Source organism: Winogradskyella psychrotolerans (assembly GCF_018860545.1).
Classification (GTDB): Bacteria; Bacteroidota; Bacteroidia; order Flavobacteriales; family Flavobacteriaceae; genus Winogradskyella; species Winogradskyella psychrotolerans_A.
Genome location: NZ_JAHKPN010000002.1, coordinates 51,875 through 71,600, shown reverse-complemented (window position 1 = coordinate 71,600; position 19,726 = coordinate 51,875). Strand labels below are relative to the sequence as shown.

12 protein-coding genes and 1 tRNA gene are annotated in these 19,726 nt (G+C 33.9%); 10 read left to right on the top strand and 3 right to left on the bottom strand.

Annotated features, from left to right (window positions below; genetic code table 11):
* Window positions 1-61 precede the first annotated feature (61 nt).
* From accC to KO515_RS00290, 5 genes are all read left to right on the top strand, one after another.
* Window positions 62-1,414 carry an acetyl-CoA carboxylase biotin carboxylase subunit gene (gene accC / locus KO515_RS00310; protein ID WP_215934385.1) on the top strand — a complete coding sequence of 451 codons (1,353 nt, stop codon included), beginning with the start codon at window positions 62-64 and terminating at the stop codon, window positions 1,412-1,414.
* Window positions 1,415-1,545: 131 nt separating this feature from the next.
* Window positions 1,546-4,251 carry a zinc-dependent metalloprotease gene (locus KO515_RS00305; protein ID WP_215934384.1) on the top strand — a complete coding sequence of 902 codons (2,706 nt, stop codon included), beginning with the start codon at window positions 1,546-1,548 and terminating at the stop codon, window positions 4,249-4,251.
* Between the two features lie 52 nt (window positions 4,252-4,303).
* Entirely contained in the window at window positions 4,304-5,419 is a 1,116-nt protein-coding gene (locus KO515_RS00300; RefSeq protein ID WP_215934383.1) for an NAD(P)/FAD-dependent oxidoreductase, read from the top strand.
* A gap of 3 nt (window positions 5,420-5,422) precedes the next feature.
* Window positions 5,423-6,106, top strand: coding sequence for a monofunctional biosynthetic peptidoglycan transglycosylase (gene mtgA / locus KO515_RS00295; protein ID WP_215934382.1), 684 nt, complete (start codon window positions 5,423-5,425; stop codon window positions 6,104-6,106).
* Window positions 6,103-6,552, top strand: coding sequence for a GreA/GreB family elongation factor (locus KO515_RS00290; protein ID WP_215934381.1), 450 nt, complete (start codon window positions 6,103-6,105; stop codon window positions 6,550-6,552). The genes mtgA and KO515_RS00290 overlap by 4 nt, the downstream gene beginning before the upstream one ends.
* 92 nt (window positions 6,553-6,644) lie before the next feature.
* Here the strand turns inward: KO515_RS00290 and KO515_RS00285 are convergent, their stop codons facing one another.
* Complete coding sequence (locus tag KO515_RS00285) at window positions 6,645-7,253, bottom strand: superoxide dismutase (RefSeq protein WP_215934380.1); 609 nt, start codon at window positions 7,251-7,253, stop codon at window positions 6,645-6,647.
* A 115-nt stretch (window positions 7,254-7,368) separates the two neighbouring features.
* Between KO515_RS00285 and KO515_RS00280 the strand changes: the two genes are divergently transcribed.
* From KO515_RS00280 to KO515_RS00260, 5 genes are all read left to right on the top strand, one after another.
* The gene (locus KO515_RS00280; protein ID WP_215934379.1) at window positions 7,369-10,500 is read left to right on the top strand and encodes a UvrD-helicase domain-containing protein; all 3,132 of its coding nucleotides are present in this window, start codon (window positions 7,369-7,371) and stop codon (window positions 10,498-10,500) included.
* Between the two features lie 41 nt (window positions 10,501-10,541).
* Window positions 10,542-11,735, top strand: a complete 1,194-nt coding sequence (gene kbl, locus KO515_RS00275) for a glycine C-acetyltransferase (protein ID WP_215934378.1) — start codon at window positions 10,542-10,544, stop codon at window positions 11,733-11,735.
* Between the two features lie 134 nt (window positions 11,736-11,869).
* Window positions 11,870-13,267: an OmpA family protein gene (locus KO515_RS00270; protein ID WP_215934377.1), complete on the top strand. Its 1,398-nt coding sequence runs from the start codon at window positions 11,870-11,872 to the stop codon at window positions 13,265-13,267.
* 61 nt (window positions 13,268-13,328) lie between these two features.
* The gene (locus KO515_RS00265) at window positions 13,329-16,091 is read left to right on the top strand and encodes a PD-(D/E)XK nuclease family protein (protein ID WP_215934376.1); all 2,763 of its coding nucleotides are present in this window, start codon (window positions 13,329-13,331) and stop codon (window positions 16,089-16,091) included.
* Window positions 16,091-16,930 carry an alpha/beta hydrolase family protein gene (locus KO515_RS00260; RefSeq protein ID WP_215934375.1) on the top strand — a complete coding sequence of 280 codons (840 nt, stop codon included), beginning with the start codon at window positions 16,091-16,093 and terminating at the stop codon, window positions 16,928-16,930. The genes KO515_RS00265 and KO515_RS00260 overlap by 1 nt, the downstream gene beginning before the upstream one ends.
* A gap of 6 nt (window positions 16,931-16,936) precedes the next feature.
* Here KO515_RS00260 and KO515_RS00255 read toward each other — a convergent pair whose 3' ends face one another.
* Window positions 16,937-19,300 (bottom strand): hybrid sensor histidine kinase/response regulator, encoded by a 2,364-nt coding sequence (locus KO515_RS00255; RefSeq protein WP_215934374.1) that lies wholly within the window; start codon window positions 19,298-19,300, stop codon window positions 16,937-16,939.
* Between the two features lie 310 nt (window positions 19,301-19,610).
* Window positions 19,611-19,687: transfer RNA gene (locus KO515_RS00250), tRNA-Ala, on the bottom strand.
* Window positions 19,688-19,726 lie beyond the last annotated feature (39 nt).

Below are 19,726 nucleotides of genomic sequence, written 5' to 3'. Positions count from 1 at the left end.
CCAAAGTATAATTTCTCATATGTAGAAATTTGGAATTTGAAATTTTAAATACCTAAAAGTTATGTTTAAAAAAATACTAATTGCCAATAGAGGTGAAATAGCGCTTAGAGTTATTAGAACCTGTAAAGAAATGGGTATACGAACGGTAGCTGTATATTCAACGGCAGATGCTGAAAGTCTTCATGTAAAATTTGCTGACGAAGCGGTTTGCATTGGACCAGCTCCAAGTAGTGAATCTTACCTCAAAATATCAAATATAATTGCAGCTGCAGAAATTACAAATGCAGATGGAATTCATCCAGGATATGGTTTTTTATCTGAAAATGCGAAGTTTTCTAAAATCTGTGAAGAGCATGGTATAAAATTCATAGGTGCATCTGAAGAGATGATTAATCGAATGGGTGATAAAGCCAATGCGAAAGCGACAATGAAAGCTGCTGGTGTACCTTGTGTTCCAGGTAGTGACGGAGTCATTGAAACTTTTGAAGATTGTAAAAAAGTAGCTAAAGAAACAGGATACCCTGTAATGCTTAAAGCTTCAGCTGGTGGTGGAGGAAAAGGTATGCGTGCTGTATGGAAACCAGAAGATCTTCAAAATGCTTGGGAATCTGCACGTTCAGAATCTAAAGCCGCATTTGGAAATGATGATATGTATATGGAAAAGCTCATTGAAGAGCCACGCCATATTGAAATACAAATTGTTGGTGATTCGCGAGGAAAAGCATGTCATTTATCTGAACGCGATTGCTCAATTCAAAGACGTCACCAAAAGTTAACAGAAGAGGTGCCTTCTCCATTTATGACCGATAAATTAAGGACTAAAATGGGTAAAGCAGCCGTTAAAGCGGCGGAGTTCATTAAATATGAAGGTGCAGGTACTGTAGAGTTTTTAGTCGATAAGCATCGTAACTTCTACTTTATGGAAATGAATACGCGTATTCAGGTTGAGCATCCAATTACAGAACAAGTTATTGATTTTGATTTGATTCGTGAGCAAATATTAGTGGCAGCGGGAGTTCCAATTTCTGGTAAAAACTATACACCAAATTTACATTCTATTGAATGTCGAATTAATGCGGAAGATCCGTTCAATGATTTTAGACCGTCACCAGGTAGAATCACAACGCTACATGCCCCAGGCGGACATGGAGTTCGTTTAGATACGCATGTTTATGCAGGGTATAGTATTCCGCCAAATTACGATTCTATGATTGCGAAGCTGATTACAACAGCTCAAACACGAGAAGAAGCGATTAATAAAATGAAGCGTGCATTAGATGAATTTGTAATCGAAGGTATTAAAACTACCATTCCGTTTCATAGGCAGCTAATGGATCATCCAGATTACCTAGCAGGTAATTACACTACTAAGTTTATGGAAGACTTTAAGTTACAAAAAGAGATTGAAGAATAAATCAAAAACCCAAACTAAAAAGTTTGGGTTTTTTGTTTCAAGTAGAATATTAAAGTATATAGTGTTTTTATGGGGTAACGGGCTTTTAAATATAAATAGCTTAACTTTATAAGCTATAAAAAAAATAAATTATGCTTAAGAATTACGTTTTAAAAATCAGCACAGTTATCATTGTGTTTTTTTCAATGTCCAGTCAAGGTCAAAATTCGAATGAGTTATGGACGAGTATTAATGCTCAGAAAGCTCAACAATTCGAACAAGTTGTAAGAAAAATTGAACTTAAATCCGAAAAGTTTTTCCAACTAAATATTGAACAATTAAAAGTAGAACTTCAAAATATTGGAGATAGAAAAAATCCAGGAAATACTATTATTTCTATTCCTGATTCAGAAGGTAAATTAAAACAGTTTCAAATATTTGAAGCTTCAATAATGGCATCAGAACTCCAAGCACAGTTTCCAGATATGAAATCGTATGCTGGTCAGGGTGTCGATAATCCTACTGAGATAATAAGATTTAGTATGACGTCTAAAGGGTTTCATGCAATGATTTTAGGAACATCTGACGGTACTCAATTTATTGATCCATTCTCTAAGGTGGGAGATATCTACACGGTTTATTCTAAAAGAGATTTATCCGATAGAAATTTTGAATTTGAATGTGGTGTTATAGATGATCCGCTTCTAGATACGACGAGCTTTGAAGCTCCTTCATCAAAAAATGCAAATGATGGAACGTTAAGAAATTATCGTATTGCAGTTGCATGTACAGGAGAATATACACAATTTCACGGGGGAACAGTTGCTGATGCGATGGCTGCGATAGTAGTTACCTTAACTCGAGTAAATAGTGTTTATGAGCGCGATTTAGCAATTACTTTAACCTTAGTTGCAGATAATGCGAATATTATATATACAGATGGAGACGATGATCCATTTTCTAATGATAATGAGTCTATTTTGATTGGTCAAAGTCAGAGTATAATTAATTTTGAAATAGGATCTGCGAACTATGATATAGGTCATACCTTCAGTACCGGAGCAGGAGGGTTAGCTAGTCTTGGAGTGACTTGTAATACTAACTTTAAAGCAAGAGGAGTAACAGGTGTAACACAACCAGTAGGTGATGCATTTGATATCGATTATGTAGCACATGAGTTGGGGCATCAATTTGGAGCTCCACATACTTTTAATGGAACCGTAGGTAATTGTTCAGGAGGAAATAGATCTGCTTCCAATGCCTACGAGCCAGGAAGTGGTACAACTATTATGGCGTATGCTGGTATTTGTGGTTCTGATAATATACAGGTAGGTAGTGATGCTTATTTTCATCAGAATAGTATTAATAACATATGGAGTCATGTCACAAGTACAGGTGCTTGTCCAATAAATAGAACATCTACAGGTAATACTGAGCCAGTTGCAAATGCTGGTGCCAATTATACGATACCTCAAGGTACACCATATAAATTAAATGGAAATGGATCTACCGATGATGATGGAATGGAAACATTAACCTACACATGGGAACAATATGATTTAGGAACAGCAGGTTTGCCCACTGAAACAGCTTTTTCAGGACCTTTAGTAAGGTCTTTTGAAGGCACTGAAAACCCAATTAGATATGTGCCAAGACTTTCAGACGTTTTAAACAACGGCGGGATATCTACTACCTGGGAAAAATTAGCAAGCGTTAATAGAGACATTAATTTCGTGTTAACCGTAAGAGATAATGATGCTCGTGGTGGACAAACAGATTCAGACCAAATGACCATTACTAACGTTACAGCAGCAGGTCCGTTTACAGTGACATCGCAAAGTGGCAGTGAAATCGTTTGGACGCCAGGTGAAACAGAAACTATAACATGGAATGTTGCAGGGACAACAGGTAACGGAGTGAATGCCACAAATGTTAATATTCTTCTTTCTACAGATGAAGGCGTAACCTATGATACTGTTTTAGCCTCTAATGTACCAAATGATGGTTCTCACTCCATTGTGGTGCCTGATGTGAGTGCAGCAAAATGCAGAATTATGGTCGAAGGTGCTGGAAATATCTTTTTTAATCTTAACACTTCTTTTTTTGCTATTGGTAGTTATGCTTATGAAACGGTTAATGTATGTGAAAGCTACATCTTTGATTTTGGAGGTCTTACAGTGCCAGAAAGTACTGGGAGTTACACAGGTTATGGCTTAAATATACCGGTGTCCTTAACTATGACAGATGCAAATATATCTGTAGATATTACGCACCCAAATAGTGGTGATTTATTATATGGATTTAGACACCCAGAATATTCGGGCTCATTTCTTATAAGATTAGCTTCTCAAGAGTGTTCAGGAAGTGCCAATCCAAATTTAGTTTTTGACGATGAAGGTGGTGCAATTAATTGTTCAACCTTAAGTAATGGTGATAGTGTTGTGCCAGAAGACGCTTTGTCTGCAGTAGATGGTACCGACTCCGAAGGAGATTGGCTATTTTATATTTTTGATAGCACAGAAAATAATACGACTAGTGCCATTAACTCGGTGACCATAGAAGTATGTGAGAATTCGGTTGAAGCTGTATTGTCGGTTCAAGATAATGAATTTGAGCAGTTAAGCATTTATCCTAATCCAAATAATGGAGAGTTCAATATTCAATTTAATCCAAAATCTGGAGAGGATATTTCTATTGCTGTCTACGATATAAGAGGTAGATCTATTTATACTAAAGACTATAATAATGTGAGTAGGTTTGAAGAAACCGTACAACTTAATAACGCGCAGTCTGGTGTCTATTTATTAACGATTACAGATGGAACGCAAAAAGTGACTAGGAAAATTATAGTAGAATAAGAATATATTTTATTACTTTAAAAGCTCCTAAACTGGGAGCTTTTTTTGTGCTATGAATTTATCGTATTGGGAAATAAAAAGTTGGTTGACTAGCATCGATTTCACAATTGTTGGAAGCGGTATTGTAGGGCTTAATTGTGCCTTACAATTAAAATATCGCTATCCAAATTCTAAGATTTTAATCCTCGAAAAAGGCATACTCCCACAAGGGGCTAGCACTAAAAATGCCGGCTTTGCGTGCTTTGGGAGTTTAAGCGAAATCATAGACGATTTAAAACACCACTCTGAAATAGAGGTTTTAGAATTAATAAAAAAACGAATAGACGGACTTCAACTGCTGCGAAAAACTTTAGGAGATAACGCTATAGATTATCAAAATTTAGGAGGTTATGAGTTATTCCTAGATTCGGATGAGTCCCTGTATAAGTCATGTGTTGAAAAACTTGAAGATATCAATCAATTTTTATATCCATTATTTAATACCGAGGTGTTTGCATTCAAAGAAAATAACTTTGGTTTCAAAAATATAAAATCGAAATACTGTTTTAACCCCTTTGAAGGTCAGATTGATACCGGTAAAATGATGGACAGCTTATTAAACAAAGTACAATCGTTAGGAATAAAAATAATAAACCATTGTATAGTGGAGTCCTTTTCAGAACATGTAGATACAGTAAAATTAAAAACGAATCACTTTACATTTACAACAAAAAAACTGTTTATAGCTACAAACGGATTTGCGAAACAGTTAGATATCGCAACAGTTCAACCAGCGAGAGCTCAAGTTTTAATTACGAAACCTATTGAAAACTTACCTATTAAAGGCACGTTTCATTTAGAAGAAGGGTATTATTATTTTAGAAATATTGATAATAGAATTTTGTTGGGTGGAGGACGGAATCTTGATTTTAAAACTGAGGAAACTACCGAATTTGGAGAAACAGAATTAATTCAAAATAAACTAGAAGACCTTTTAAAAACTACCATTCTGCCAGACACTACCTTTGAAATCGATCATCGATGGTCCGGAATTATGGGAGTCGGTAAACAGAAAAAACCAATCGTAAAACAAGTTTCCAATAACGTGTTTTGTGGAGTGCGATTGGGCGGAATGGGAGTTGCCATTGGCAGTAGTATTGGCAAATCATTAGCAGATTTAATAGATTAATTTATGAAACGCATTTTTAGACTTTTTGTTAAACTTTTTCTATGGTTTATTGTGCTTTCGGTCGGTATGGTGGTGGTGTTTAAATATGTTCCAGTTCCTTTTACACCGTTAATGATTTTACGTTATGTTGATAGTGATAAGGACACCAAAGTTTGGGAACACGATTGGGTACCCATTGAAGAAATTTCAAAAAACATACAATTAGCGGTTATTTGCAGTGAGGATCAGAAATTCATGGCGCACAATGGTTTTGACATTGAAGCTATTGAAAAAGCCTATGAGCACAATAAAGAAGGTAAACGAATTAGAGGAGGAAGCACTATAAGCCAACAAACGGCTAAAAATGTATTTTTATGGCCAGATCGCAGTTGGTTGCGAAAAAGTTTAGAGGTGTATTTTACATTTCTAATCGAAGCTATTTGGAGTAAAGAACGTATTCTTGAAGTCTATTTAAATAGTATTGAAATGGGAAACGGTATTTATGGAGTTGAAGCAGCATCACAACATTGGTTTAATAAGTCTGGAGCTAATTTAACAGCATATGAAGCGGCTGCTATTGTGGCCATTTTACCCAATCCAAGAACGTATCGTGCTAATCCAGCATCTGCTTATATTCAAAAGCGAAAAGCATGGATTGTAAAACAGATGCGGTTCTACGGGAAATTGGATCTAAATCCTCAAAAATGATGATAAAAGAAGAACTATATAATGCGTGTTTAAAGTTTATTGATAACCGTTTGTTGACCGTTAAAAGTACAATATCAGACATTCAAAATTCTTTACAATCAGAAACTAAAAGTAGTGCTGGAGATAAGCATGAAACAGGACGAGCAATGCTGCAATTAGAACGGGAAAAAGCAGGACATCAATTGTCTGAAATTGAAAAACAAAAGCAACTCTTGCAAAAAGTAAATACGGAGTCAAACCATAGTAAAGTTGCTTTAGGAAGTGTTGTAATAACAACGCAAGCTAATTATTTCATCGCTATAAGTGCTGGAGAATATACAATTGCTAATTCATCGTATTTTGCTATTTCTGCAGCCACACCAATAGCACAATTATTACTGTCAAAAAAGATAGGAGATAAGGTTGTATTTAGGGAAAATAAATTTGTGATAACCGAGGTTTTTTAGCGCACTTGGAAGATTAGAGTAATTGCAAAATAAAAAAATCCGAGTCTCGTGAGAGGCTCAGATTTTTCAATGTATAAAAATAAAACTTTTACTTATTTCGCTTCAGCATAACGACGCTCAACTTCATTCCAGTTAATCACATTAAAAAATGCCTCAATATAATCTGGTCTTCTGTTTTGGTAGTTTAAGTAGTAGGCGTGTTCCCAAACATCTAATCCTAATATTGGAGTCCCTTCACAAGTTACACCTGGCATTAATGGATTGTCTTGGTTTGGTGTAGAACACACTTCAACTTTTCCTCCTTCATGTACACACAACCAAGCCCAACCAGAACCAAATTGTGTAGCAGCAGCTTTAGAAAAAGCATCTTTAAACGCTTCAAAAGATCCAAATTCTGCTTCAATAGCATCTTTCAAATCTCCAGATAAACGCCCTTTTCCTTCAGGATTCATAACGTCCCAAAATAACGAGTGATTGTAAAAACCACCACCATTATTTCTTACCGCTTTATTATCCATGTCTAGGTTAATAAGAATGTTCTCAATCGTTTTTCCTTCTAAGTCAGACCCTTCAATAGCTGCATTTAATTTATTTGTGTAGCCTTGGTGATGTTTAGTGTGGTGAATTTCCATTGTACGAGCGTCAATGTTTGGTTCTAAAGCATCATAAGCATATTTTAATTTCGGTAATTCGAAAGCCATAATATTTTCGTTTTTAATTGGTTTATAATTTGTCTCAACTCAAATTTACAATTTTGTCTGTGATTTTCTCTTAATAAACTATTAAGATTCCCTATTTTGGTATAAAAATTATCTCTTGCAAAATTCAGCTTTCAAAATATACAATGCTTCTGCAGGTAGTGGCAAAACATTTACCCTAGCCAAAGCCTATTTAAAAATACTTATTCAGTCTAAAAGTTTAGATCAATTCAAATCTATTTTGGCCATCACGTTTACCAATAAAGCCGTTGGTGAAATGAAGGATCGTATTATAGATATGCTTAAATCTTTTTCTTCGGAAAAAAGCTTGACAGAGCCACATCCTATGTTTGTAGCCATATGTGACGAATTAGGAATTGAACCCGAAGTACTTCACACAAAATCAAAACGCATCTTAAAACATATTATTCATAATTATGGTGCTTTTGATATTTCTACCATTGATGGGTTTACACATCGTGTGATTAGAACTTTTGCTCACGATTTAAAATTACCTATAAATTTTGAAGTCGAACTCGATCAAGAACGCCTCCTCAATGAAGCGGTAGATAGTTTAATTGCAAAAGCAGGAAGTGATAAAACCTTAACCAAAGTCCTTGTTGATTTTGCGATAGAAAAAGCAGACGATGATAAAAGTTGGGATATCAGTTATGATTTTAATAAGATTTCGAAATTATTAGTTAATGAGAATGACCTATTTGCCATTCAATCGTTAAAAGAGAAAACGCTTGAAGATTTTAAGGTTCTCAAGCAGCAACTATCTAAAGACATCCTTCAGCTTGAACATACAATTATAGAGACTGGAAAGACAGCTTTAACATTAATTGAAGAATCTGGTTTAGAATTTAATGATTTTAATCGCAGTTCGCTACCTAAACATTTTGAGAAATTAAGTAATGGTCAATTTTCCGTTGGTTTTGATGCGGCTTGGCAAAACGATTTAATTGAAGACGGAACGATATATCCAAAACGTGTTACCGATATTGTGGCTTCAACTATAGAAAGTATTCAGCCGCAATTAGCGGCATATTTTACGGATTCGAAATCGACTATTTTCGATATAAAACTTAAAAAGGGATTCTATAGAAACATCACTCCATTGTCTGTTTTAAACGCCATTAAAAATGAGTTAGATGCTTTAAAAGCGGATCAGAATAAAATGTTGATTTCAGAGTTCAACACTATAATAAGTAAAGAAATTAAAAACCAACCAACACCTTTTATTTACGAACGGTTGGGTGAAAAATTTAAACATTATTTTATTGATGAGTTTCAGGATACCTCAAAAATGCAATGGGAAAATCTGGTGCCATTATTAGAAAATGCAGTGTCTGAAGCTAGCGGTTCTGCGATGTTGGTTGGTGATGCTAAACAAGCCATTTACAGGTGGCGAGGAGGTGAAGCAGAACAATTTATAAAACTATATAATAAAATTGAAAATCCATTTCAGCTTGAAGCAGAGGTGTTAGCATTAGATACCAATTACCGAAGCTCTAAGGCAGTTATTGAATTTAATAATTCCTTTTTTGAGTTTCTAAGTAAAACCGCCTTTAGCGAAACGGCTTATGCGGATCTTTATGAAAAGGCGACCCAAAAAATGCATAATAGTTCTGAGGGTTATGTAAATCTGAATTTTTTAGATATTCAGAAAGAGGATGATAGTCAAGAGTTATATGCGAACCAAGTATTAAAAACGATACAGGAATGTCAAGAGAATGGGTTTCCTTTAGATGATATTTGTGTTTTAGTAAGAAAACGAAAAGAAGGTGTTGCCATAGCCAATTATTTGAATGAACACGGCATTAAAATTACGTCTTCGGAAACTTTACTTTTAAAGAATTCTGATAAAGTTAATTTTATAAATTCGTTTTTAAGACTGCTTGTTCAGCCTAATAATGATAGTCTAAAAGTTGAGGTGCTTTCGTATTTGGCAGAACAACATCATATTGAAGATAAACATCAGTTTTTTGTTACCTACCTGAGAAATAATCTTGATGATATGTTTTCTGAATTAGAGCAATTGGATATATATATTAGTAAGAATCAATGTCTTCAAATGCCGCTATACGAATTGGTGGAACATGTAGTGCGACTCTTTAATCTTAATGAATCATCGGATGCTTACCTTCAGTTTTATTTAGATGTGGTTTTAGAGTTCACGCAAAAGCAAAATGCAGATGTTGCCGCGTTTGTCAATTATTTTGAAAAGAAAGAAGATAATTTAAGTGTGGTGACGCCAGAAAATATGAATGCTGTTCAGATTATGACCATTCATAAGTCGAAAGGTTTAGAATTTCCAGTGGTGATATTTCCTTATGCAGATCTTAATATTTATAGAGAGTTAGAACCAAAAGTGTGGTTTCCTGTTGAAGCTGAAAAGCACAGTACTTTTAACACCTTACTACTTAATTATAATAAGGACGTTGAGCATTTTGGAGATACAGGAACGCTTATTTATAACACGCACCAATCGCAATTAGAATTAGATAATATTAATTTACTTTATGTGGTTTTAACACGAGCGGTTGAGCAGTTGTATATTATTTCAAAAAAAGATGTGAGTTCTAAAGGTGTGGTGAATGAGAATACCTATGCTGGTATGTTTATAAAGTACTTGCAGCACCAAAATAAGTGGACAGACAGCCAACTTAATTATAGTTTTGGAAATTTGAAACCAAACGAAAATAGTTCAGAAAAGGAAATTACTACACGTCCATTAAAATTAATTTCTGTCCCCAAAGAAGCTCATAATTTAAACGTAGTAACGAAATCTGGATTGCTGTGGGATACGCAACAAGAAGCCGCTATTGAACGCGGAAATTTAGTCCATTTGCTGTTGTCTAAAATTAAAACGAGTGACGATCTTGATTTTGCGTTTAATGAGTTGTTGATATCAGGAGAGGTAACTAAAGCTAATGAGGATGCTCTCAAAGTATTAGTTCGAGATGTTTTGGATCATCCAAAGTTAAAGATGTATTATACTAGTGATTTCAAGATTTATAATGAACGTGATATTATCACAAGTTCTGGTCAACTGTTAAGACCAGACCGGCTGAATATAAATTCAAAAAACGAAGCGATTATTATTGATTATAAAACAGGTGAAGCTAAAGAATCTCATGCGAATCAACTTAATGCTTATGAGGCTGTTTTAAATCAGATGAATTTAAACGTGACGCATAAATTACTAGTTTATATAAATGACATAATTCAAGTTCTTGAAGTCTAATTTTTCATAGTATCTTTGTTTCATATTCAAAACCAAACACAATGTACGGAGATATAAAAAATCATTTACAACAAGAAATAGAAGCGATAAAAGACGCTGGACTTTTTAAAGAAGAACGCATTATAACATCACCTCAAGGGGCAGAAATAACCCTTAATACGGGTCAGAAAGTTTTAAACTTCTGTGCTAATAATTATTTGGGGTTATCCTCGCATCCCGATGTTATTCAAGCAGCAAAAGACACAATGGATACACATGGTTTTGGGATGTCTTCGGTCCGTTTTATATGCGGTACGCAGGATATTCATAAAGAACTAGAACAAAAAATTGCTGATTTCTACGGAACGGAAGATACCATCCTATATGCAGCTGCTTTTGATGCGAATGGAGGTGTTTTTGAACCGCTATTAACCAAAGAAGATGCGATCATTTCAGATTCTCTAAATCACGCTTCAATAATCGATGGAGTACGTCTATGTAAAGCGGCAAGATATCGTTACCAAAATAATGACATGGCAGATTTGGAAACACAATTAATTGAAGCCAATGCCAATGGAGCGCGTTATAAAATCATAGTAACTGATGGTGTGTTTTCTATGGATGGTTTAGTTGCCCCTTTAGATGAAATCTGTGATTTGGCAGATAAATATGATGCTATGGTGATGATTGATGAATGTCATGCCACAGGATTTATAGGGGAAACAGGTATTGGAACCCTTGAAGAAAAAGGTGTTCTTGGAAGAATAGATATCATTACCGGAACTTTAGGAAAGGCCTTAGGTGGTGCCATGGGAGGTTACACTACGGCTAAAAAAGAGATTGTTGAATTGTTGCGTCAACGTTCCAGACCTTATTTGTTCTCTAACTCTTTAGCACCTGCAATCGTTGGGGCCTCAATAAAAGTGTTTGATATGCTCAAAAATGACACAAGCTTAAGAGATAAAGTAGATTGGAACACTAAATACTTCAAAAAAGGTATGAAGGAAGCCGGGTTTGATATTGTGGATGGCGACTCTGCTATTGTACCTGTGATGTTGTATGATGCCAAACTATCTCAAACCATGGCGAATAAGCTCTTAGAAGAAGGGATTTATGTGATAGGATTTTTCTTCCCTGTGGTGCCTAAAGATAAAGCCCGAATTAGAGTGCAACTCTCTGCTGCTCACGATCAAAGCCAACTTGATAAAGCCATAGCTGCCTTTATCAAAGTTGGGAAAGAACTAAATGTTATCTGAAACCGTTATAAATTTAACTCAATCGCTCTATTTTAGGGCAATTTCCCAATATTTTTATATATTTGTCTTTGTTAATAAAATTTAACATCTTATTTTTGCCACAATTAACACTTAAAATTAAAATTAATTAGAATATGAAAAATCTTAGCAGATTATTTTTTGTCGCAGTGCTTATCGCAAGTTTTAGCACATCTAATGCACAAGACAAGAACAATCCATGGGCCCTTGGTTTTGGAGCCAACGCAGTTGACTTTTACCCAGTAGGAGAAGACACACCTCAAGGAGAGTATTTTGACGAATACTTCAATGTATCAGATCATTGGAATATCCTTCCTTCAGTTTCAACACTTTCTGTATCTAGATACCTTAGTGACGGTTTTATATTTACTGCAAAAGGTTCTCTTAACAGAATAGATAAATTTGGTTCTAATTTTGATCCTATGACAGGTGAAGAATCAACTAACAAAGTTGATGATTTAACGTATTACGGTTTAGATGGTAGAGTTTCTTATAGCTTTATGGACATCATTAACTCTAAAACATTTGACCCTTATTTAGGTGTTGGTGGTGGTTATACTTGGGTTGATGACATCGGAGCTGGAACTGTAAACGGAACTTTAGGTTTTAAAGTTTGGTTCACTGAAAAGTTAGGATTAGATATTCAATCTACTTATAAGCATTCTTTCGAAGATTACTTGCCAACACACTTTCAACATTCAATAGGTGTTACTTTCAAGTTTGGTGGTACTGATACTGACGGAGATGGTATATACGATCAAGATGATGCTTGTCCTGAAGAAGCTGGTTTAGAGATCTTCAATGGTTGTCCAGATTCTGATAACGATGGTATCCAAGATTCAAAAGATGATTGTCCTAATACGGCTGGTTTAGCTGAATTTAACGGTTGTCCTGATTCTGATGGTGACGGTGTAATGGATAAAGATGATAACTGTCCTGATGTTGCGGGTTTAAAAACTTTAGCTGGTTGTCCAGATGCTGATGGTGATGGTGTTGCTGATTCAAGCGATAACTGTCCTAACGAAGCAGGTCCTGCTGCAAACAGTGGATGTCCTTGGCCAGATACTGATGGTGATGGTATATTAGACAAAGATGATAAATGTCCTAACGAAGTTGGTACTGCGGCAAACAATGGTTGTCCTGAAGTTAAGCCAACAGCTCCTGTTATGGAAACTTTAAACGAATATGCTAGATCAATCTTATTTAACTCAGGTAAGGCAACTTTCCAGAAACAAACTGATCAAGTATTACAATCTATGGTGTCAATCTTTAAAGAATACCCACAGGCTAACTTCTCTTTAGAAGGTCATACTGATTCTGATGGATCTAAATCAATGAACCAAGCATTATCTGAAAGACGTGCAAATGCAGTTAGAGATTATTTAATCGCTAATGGAATTAGTGCAGACAGATTAACAGCTGCTGGTTTCGGTGAGTCAAATCCTATCGCTAGTAACAGTACAAGAGCTGGTAAAAAAGAAAACAGACGTGTAGAGGTGAAGTTGAAAAACTAATCACATCTAAAATATATTAAAAAAACGCTCCGATATTCGGGGCGTTTTTTATTTTTATAGAATGATAAGTTTTATAAAATCGGTTCTCGTAGATCTTCAAAACAAAGGCTTAAAACTAGAAGATTTACATTTTATTCTCCCAAGTAAACGTGCTGGTGTTTTTCTTAAGCACCACCTTTCTACATTAATAGACCAACCTATATTTGCACCTCAGATACTCAGTAGTGAGGAATTTGTTGAAGAATTATCAGGCCTTCAAAATTTACCCAATACAGATTTATTATTTAGGCTTTACGAAACGTATAAAGCGTTAACTAATGAAGACGAACAGGAACCCTTTGAATCATTTTCTAAGTGGGCTCAAATCTTATTGCAAGACTTTAATGAGATTGATCGCTATCTCATACCGCAAGAGCATATATTTGATTACTTAAGTGCCATAAAAGAGCTTCATCATTGGTCGTTAGATCCCAATCAAACAGAACTTATTAAAAATCATTTAAAGTTCTGGAAACAGCTTAAAAATTATTATTCATCGTTTACAGAGCGCTTAATTCAATCTAAGCAAGGTTACCAAGGTTTGATTTATAGAGAGGCTGTAGATAACTTAGAGTCTTATATAGATAACTGTAACGGTAAGACGCATATTTTCTTAGGATTTAATGCCTTAAATACAGCTGAATCCCAAATCATTCAGGGCTTATTAAAAAATAATTTAGCCCACATCTATTGGGATATTGATAAAGCATTTATTGATGATAATGTACATGATTCTGGCTGGTTTACAAGGCAGCATAGAAAACAATGGAATTACTTTCAAACCCATCCGTTTAATTGGGTGACAACTCATTACGGTGAACCAAAAAATATTCAGGCTATAGGAATCCCTAAATTAGTCGGACAAGCTAAGTACATTGGTCAACTCTTAGAGGAATTAACAGAAAAGGAGACGAACTTATCTAGTATAGCCGTTGTTTTAGGTGAAGAGCATTTATTACTTCCAGTTTTAAATTCAATTCCTAATCATATCACTAAGCTGAATGTCACTATGGGATTGCCATTACAGTTTGTGCCCTTAGCGTCGTTTTTTGAACAGCTATTTAATATTCATAAAAATAATCCTGAAAAATTCTACTATAAAGATGTCATTGGTCTGTTATCTCATCCTTCTGTTTTTCCTTTGTTTGATACAGAAGAAACTAATAATATCTCGAGTGATGTCGTAGCGTACATACAAAAACATAATCTAGTTTATATCACTGAAAATGAACTTCAAGACCTTGCTCCTTCTCATAAATCGCTTGTTGCATTATTGTTTGCGTCTTGGAAAGATCATACAGAAGTAGCGTTGAAACATTGTGCTGAATTGATTTTAAAAATGAAAATGAATTATGATAGCAACAAACAAGAGCATAGTTTAGAGTTAGAATATTTATTTCGTTTTAATACCTTATTTAATCAATTATCAGAATTAAATAGCACCTACAAATACCTTCGCTCCATTGTAGCCTTACAGTCCATTTACAAAGAATTATTGAGTTCTGAAACTTTAGATTTTAAAGGTGAACCACTAGAAGGTCTTCAAATCATGGGTATGCTAGAATCACGTGTTTTAGATTTTGAAACCGTTATTATTAGTTCTGTAAATGAAGGTATTCTGCCATCAGGAAAGACGAACAATTCTTTTATACCTTTCGATGTTAAAATTGAAAACAATCTCCCGACGTTTAAAGATAAAGATGCGGTTTATACCTATCACTTTTATAGGCTTTTACAACGCGCCAAAAACGTATACATTTTATACAACACCGAAATAGATGCTTTAAAAGGAGGAGAAAAAAGTCGGTTTTTAACGCAATTAGAAGTGGAAGGTATTCATAATATAAGAACAACTGTTGTATCTCCCAATGTTCCAATTATAGAACAAAAGCTAACCGAAATAATTAAAACACCTTCGGTTATTGAACAAATAAAAGTTATGTCTGGCAAAGGGTATTCGCCATCGTCCTTAACCAATTACATTAGAAACCCGATAGATTTTTATTATGAAAAAATATTAGGGATCAAAGCGTTTGAAGAGGTTGAGGAAAATATTGCAGCCAATACCTTAGGTTCCGTTATTCATAATTCCTTAGAGGATTTTTATAAACCTTTGGAAGGTGTTTTTTTAACTGTTGAACATCTTAAAGATTTTAAAAACCGTACGAAGGCAATGGTAACTAAACATTTTGAAGACCTCTATAATAAAGGAGGTTTTTCGAGTGGAAAAAATCTCATCATTTTTGAAATTGCCCAGCGTTATATTTCAAATTTCTTAAATTTAGAAATAGAAAGCCTTAATCAGGGTCATGAAATAAAAATTTTATCAATAGAATCAGATGAAAGAATAGATATTGCCATAGACGGATTAGATTTTCCGATTAAACTAAAAGGTAAAGTAGATAGAGTTGATATGTTTGATGGTGTGGTGCGCGTTATAGATTATAAGTCTGGCAAAGTCGAACAGAATAAGGTTGAAATAGTCGATTGGGAAGATATCACTACCGACTACATTAAGTACAGTAAGCCTTTTCAGATTTTATGTTACGCGTATATGATGCGACAAAATAACCGCATACAATTGCCGATAGAAGCCGGAATTATTTCATTTAAAAATCTAAATGAAGGCTTTTTAAAATTTGGTAAAAAACCATCATCACATTCCAGAACAAAAGATCAATTGATCACCAATGAAACTTTAGATAATTTTGAAATAGAACTCAAAAAATTGATTACAGAAATCTGTAATCCAAAGCTTAATTTTATTGAAAAAGAACTCGACTAATGATAATTGATAAAAACATAATTTTAGAAAGAGACGGTAAAAAGCCCATCTTAATTGATGTGTTTTATGATGAATTGAAAACCAATCAGCCCATCGTTATATTTTGTCATGGCTATAAGGGCTACAAAGATTGGGGTGCTTGGAACTTAATGGCAGAACATATTGCAGCAGCTGGATTTTGTGTCATTAAATTCAACTTTTCGCATAACGGTGGCACTATGGAAAACCCGATTGATTTTCCAGATTTGGAGGCTTTTGGACATAATAATTATACCAAAGAATTGGATGATTTAGAAGACGTTATTACTTGGGCTCAAAATCGTTTTGAATCAAATTCAAATATAAACAGCAACAAGATATGTTTAATTGGTCACAGTCGAGGTGGTGGCATAACTATTCTTAAAGCTTCTGAAGACCCACGGATTACAAAACTTATTACTTTAGCAAGTGTAAGTGATTTTGGAAATCGATTCGGTACAGAAAATGAAATTAAACAGTGGAAAGAAGATGGTGTTAAGTATGTTGTAAATGGCAGAACGAAACAACAAATGCCACATTACTATCAGTTTTACGAAGATTTTAAAGCCAATGAAAATCGGCTTCATATTGCATCGGCAGAAAAACGGTTAACCATTCCACATTTAATTATACATGGTTCTAAAGATACTTCTGTGAAGATTAGTGAGGCCGAAGCTTTACATACATGGAATCCTAACAGTGAATTTAAGATAGTTGACGATGCAGATCATGTTTTTAATACTAAACATCCTTGGCATAAAAATGAGCTTTCAAATGAACTGTATGAGGTTTGTGATTTGATAGTATCATTTTTAAAATAAAGCTTTTTAAGCGACGTTTAGATTATGTGTATTAATACACGCATTCATTTTTTCAAAAAGTAACTCTTTCTTCACAGGTTTAGTCATATAATCGTTCATGCCTAATCGTAAAACACGCTGCTTTGTTGCATCTGTAGCATCTGCAGTAACGGCAATTATAGGGATGTTATTATTTAACTCGCCTAAGTCGCCACTTCTTATGATCGCAGTTGCTTCGTAACCATTCATAATAGGCATTTGTAAATCCATTAACACAAGGTTGTAAGCTTTAGTTTTAAGTGCTACAATCGCTTGTTTTCCATTTTCTGCAATTGTAATGCTAGCATTGGGATAGTTACTCAACAACTTTTGCATTACTAATTGATTAAGCTTATTATCTTCAACTACAAGGATTTCTACAGGTGAATCTGTGGTGTTAATCACATTAGATTTCTTGTCAGATAAAGCACTTACGACTTTTTTAAGCGGAATTTCAATAAAGACATCAGTACCTTTATTAGCAATACTTTCAACTTGTAATTTCCCATTAAATAAAGTAATTAAATGTTTTGAAATAGTAAGACCAAGACCGATTCCTCCAAATTGGCGTTTGTTATTTAAACGCATTTGATTAAAACTATCGAAAATATGTGCTTTACTTTCTTGGTCCATGCCAACACCCGAGTCCGAAATTTGAAAATAAAATCGTGAAATATCGTTAGGCTGTGTTAAGCACTTTAACTTTAAATGTACATAACCTTCATTTGTGAATTTCACAGCATTCGCTAATACATTATTTATTATTTGAGTAAAACGTTCTGGATCACCACTCACTTTTGTTGGTATTTCAGAATCCATTTGAAAACTATAATTTAATTCTTTTTTATTTGCTTCAAACTTCCAATTATTACTAATCTCTTTTAAAATTAACTTTGGATTAAATTCTTCTTTATTTAGGTGAAGTTGATTTTTCTCTATTCTTTCAAAATCTAAAATATCATTTACATTACTCAGTAAACTCAATGAAGCATTTTTAATAATTTGAAATTTATCTTTATTCTCATTAATATTATTATTGTCTGAAAGTGCAGATTCTGCCATTCCCATAATGGCATTTATAGGAGTTCTCAATTCATGACTAATATTAGACATAAAATATGTTTTAAGCTCACTAATTTCTTCGGACTTTTTTAGTGCTAATGCTTGCGCTTTTTCATTATCTTTTCTTAATTTTTTTATAAGTTTTGTCATTGATAATGATAATAGAACTACTTCTATTCCTGAACCAAACTTAGAACTATTTAATGTATAGAAATTGCTTGGTAAAAGGCCTAAATTATTCATTACAAATCCAAGTAACCCTGCAACTAAAAACATTACCCCTAGACTGAAATAGATATCTACAGAAATACGTTTATACCACATTGTAAACACTGTAGTTAAAATAAGTATTAAACTAAATAAGCCGTTTAGGTTACAAATTGGATAAGCGAGTTCTAAAGCCTTTGGGCTAATAAAAATCATTACAAATGAAACTGTTAAACTGATATAAATAGCATTGTATGCTTTTTTATAATGTGGTAAGTTGAAGTTTGTTTTTAAAAAATGTTCGCAATATTTAAGTAAAAAGAAATTAGATGAAATTGCTGTAATTAGTACCATTCTACTATTAAAGAATCCACCATTTGGAAATACGTATTGGTAAATAAAACCGTCTAAAGCGGCTTGCATTAAGGCAATAGAAAACACATAAATACCATAGTATAAGAAGGTTTTGTTTTTTAAGCTATTATAAAAAATGAGGTAAATAAAACCTGCTAAAAGCAGAACACCATAAAAAAGACCTAAGAATAATTGCTGCTTGTAGTTTGAAATAAAAAATGAGGACTCATTATATAACGTAAGTGGGAGGTTTATAGCTTCTCCATCACTAGATATTTCCATAAAATATAATTGTTCACTATGCGCTTGAAGCGTTAATTTAAAAACAATTTGTCTATGTTCAACATTACGCGCAGCAAACGCGTTTTGATCTCCATTTTGATATTTTATTATATTTGTATTTATCTCATACAAATTGATAATATCAGTAACTGGCCTACCTGTTTCAAAATAATAGGTTTTATCTGTATTCGAACTGTTTTTTAATGCAAATCGAACCCAATAATTATCTGAAGTAAAACCAAAATCATGGTTAGCAGATTCTAAATTTTTATAGGTTAATAGATCATTAGCTAAAATATCCTCTATTGTGTAGATCGTTTTATCTACATCGACATATTCAGAATATTGAAATAATTGACCAGTTGAACTTTCAGGGTCGAAAGCTGGTTTTTGAGCATACGAGTTACATGCTAATAAGTAGGTTATCAGTAGTAGAATTTGTTTCATGTAGGGGCATTAGACTTCTGCAAACATACAAAAAAAATGAGACATTTACATTTTAACGATAAAAAACGATTTTAAACGATATTTTAATCCGGTTTTCAACCAAGACTAACATTAGCCTTTTAATCATCTTCCATGAGGATATAGTTTATTTAATATCTCCATTATATGTATTTTCTTGCTCAACACTATTACGACCAATAGGCGTATAAAAAGTTAAGATTTGCTTTGGAATAGCTGATTTTTAGAAAATTCTAATATTGAATATAAAAAAAGGTTTCAAAGTTAAAAACTCTGAAACCTCACATTTTAATGGTGGAGAAGATCGGGCTCGAACCGACGACCTCTTGACTGCCAGTCAAGCACTCTAGCCAACTGAGCTACATCCCCAAATTATCTTATTTTTGATAATCAAAAATAAGCATTATA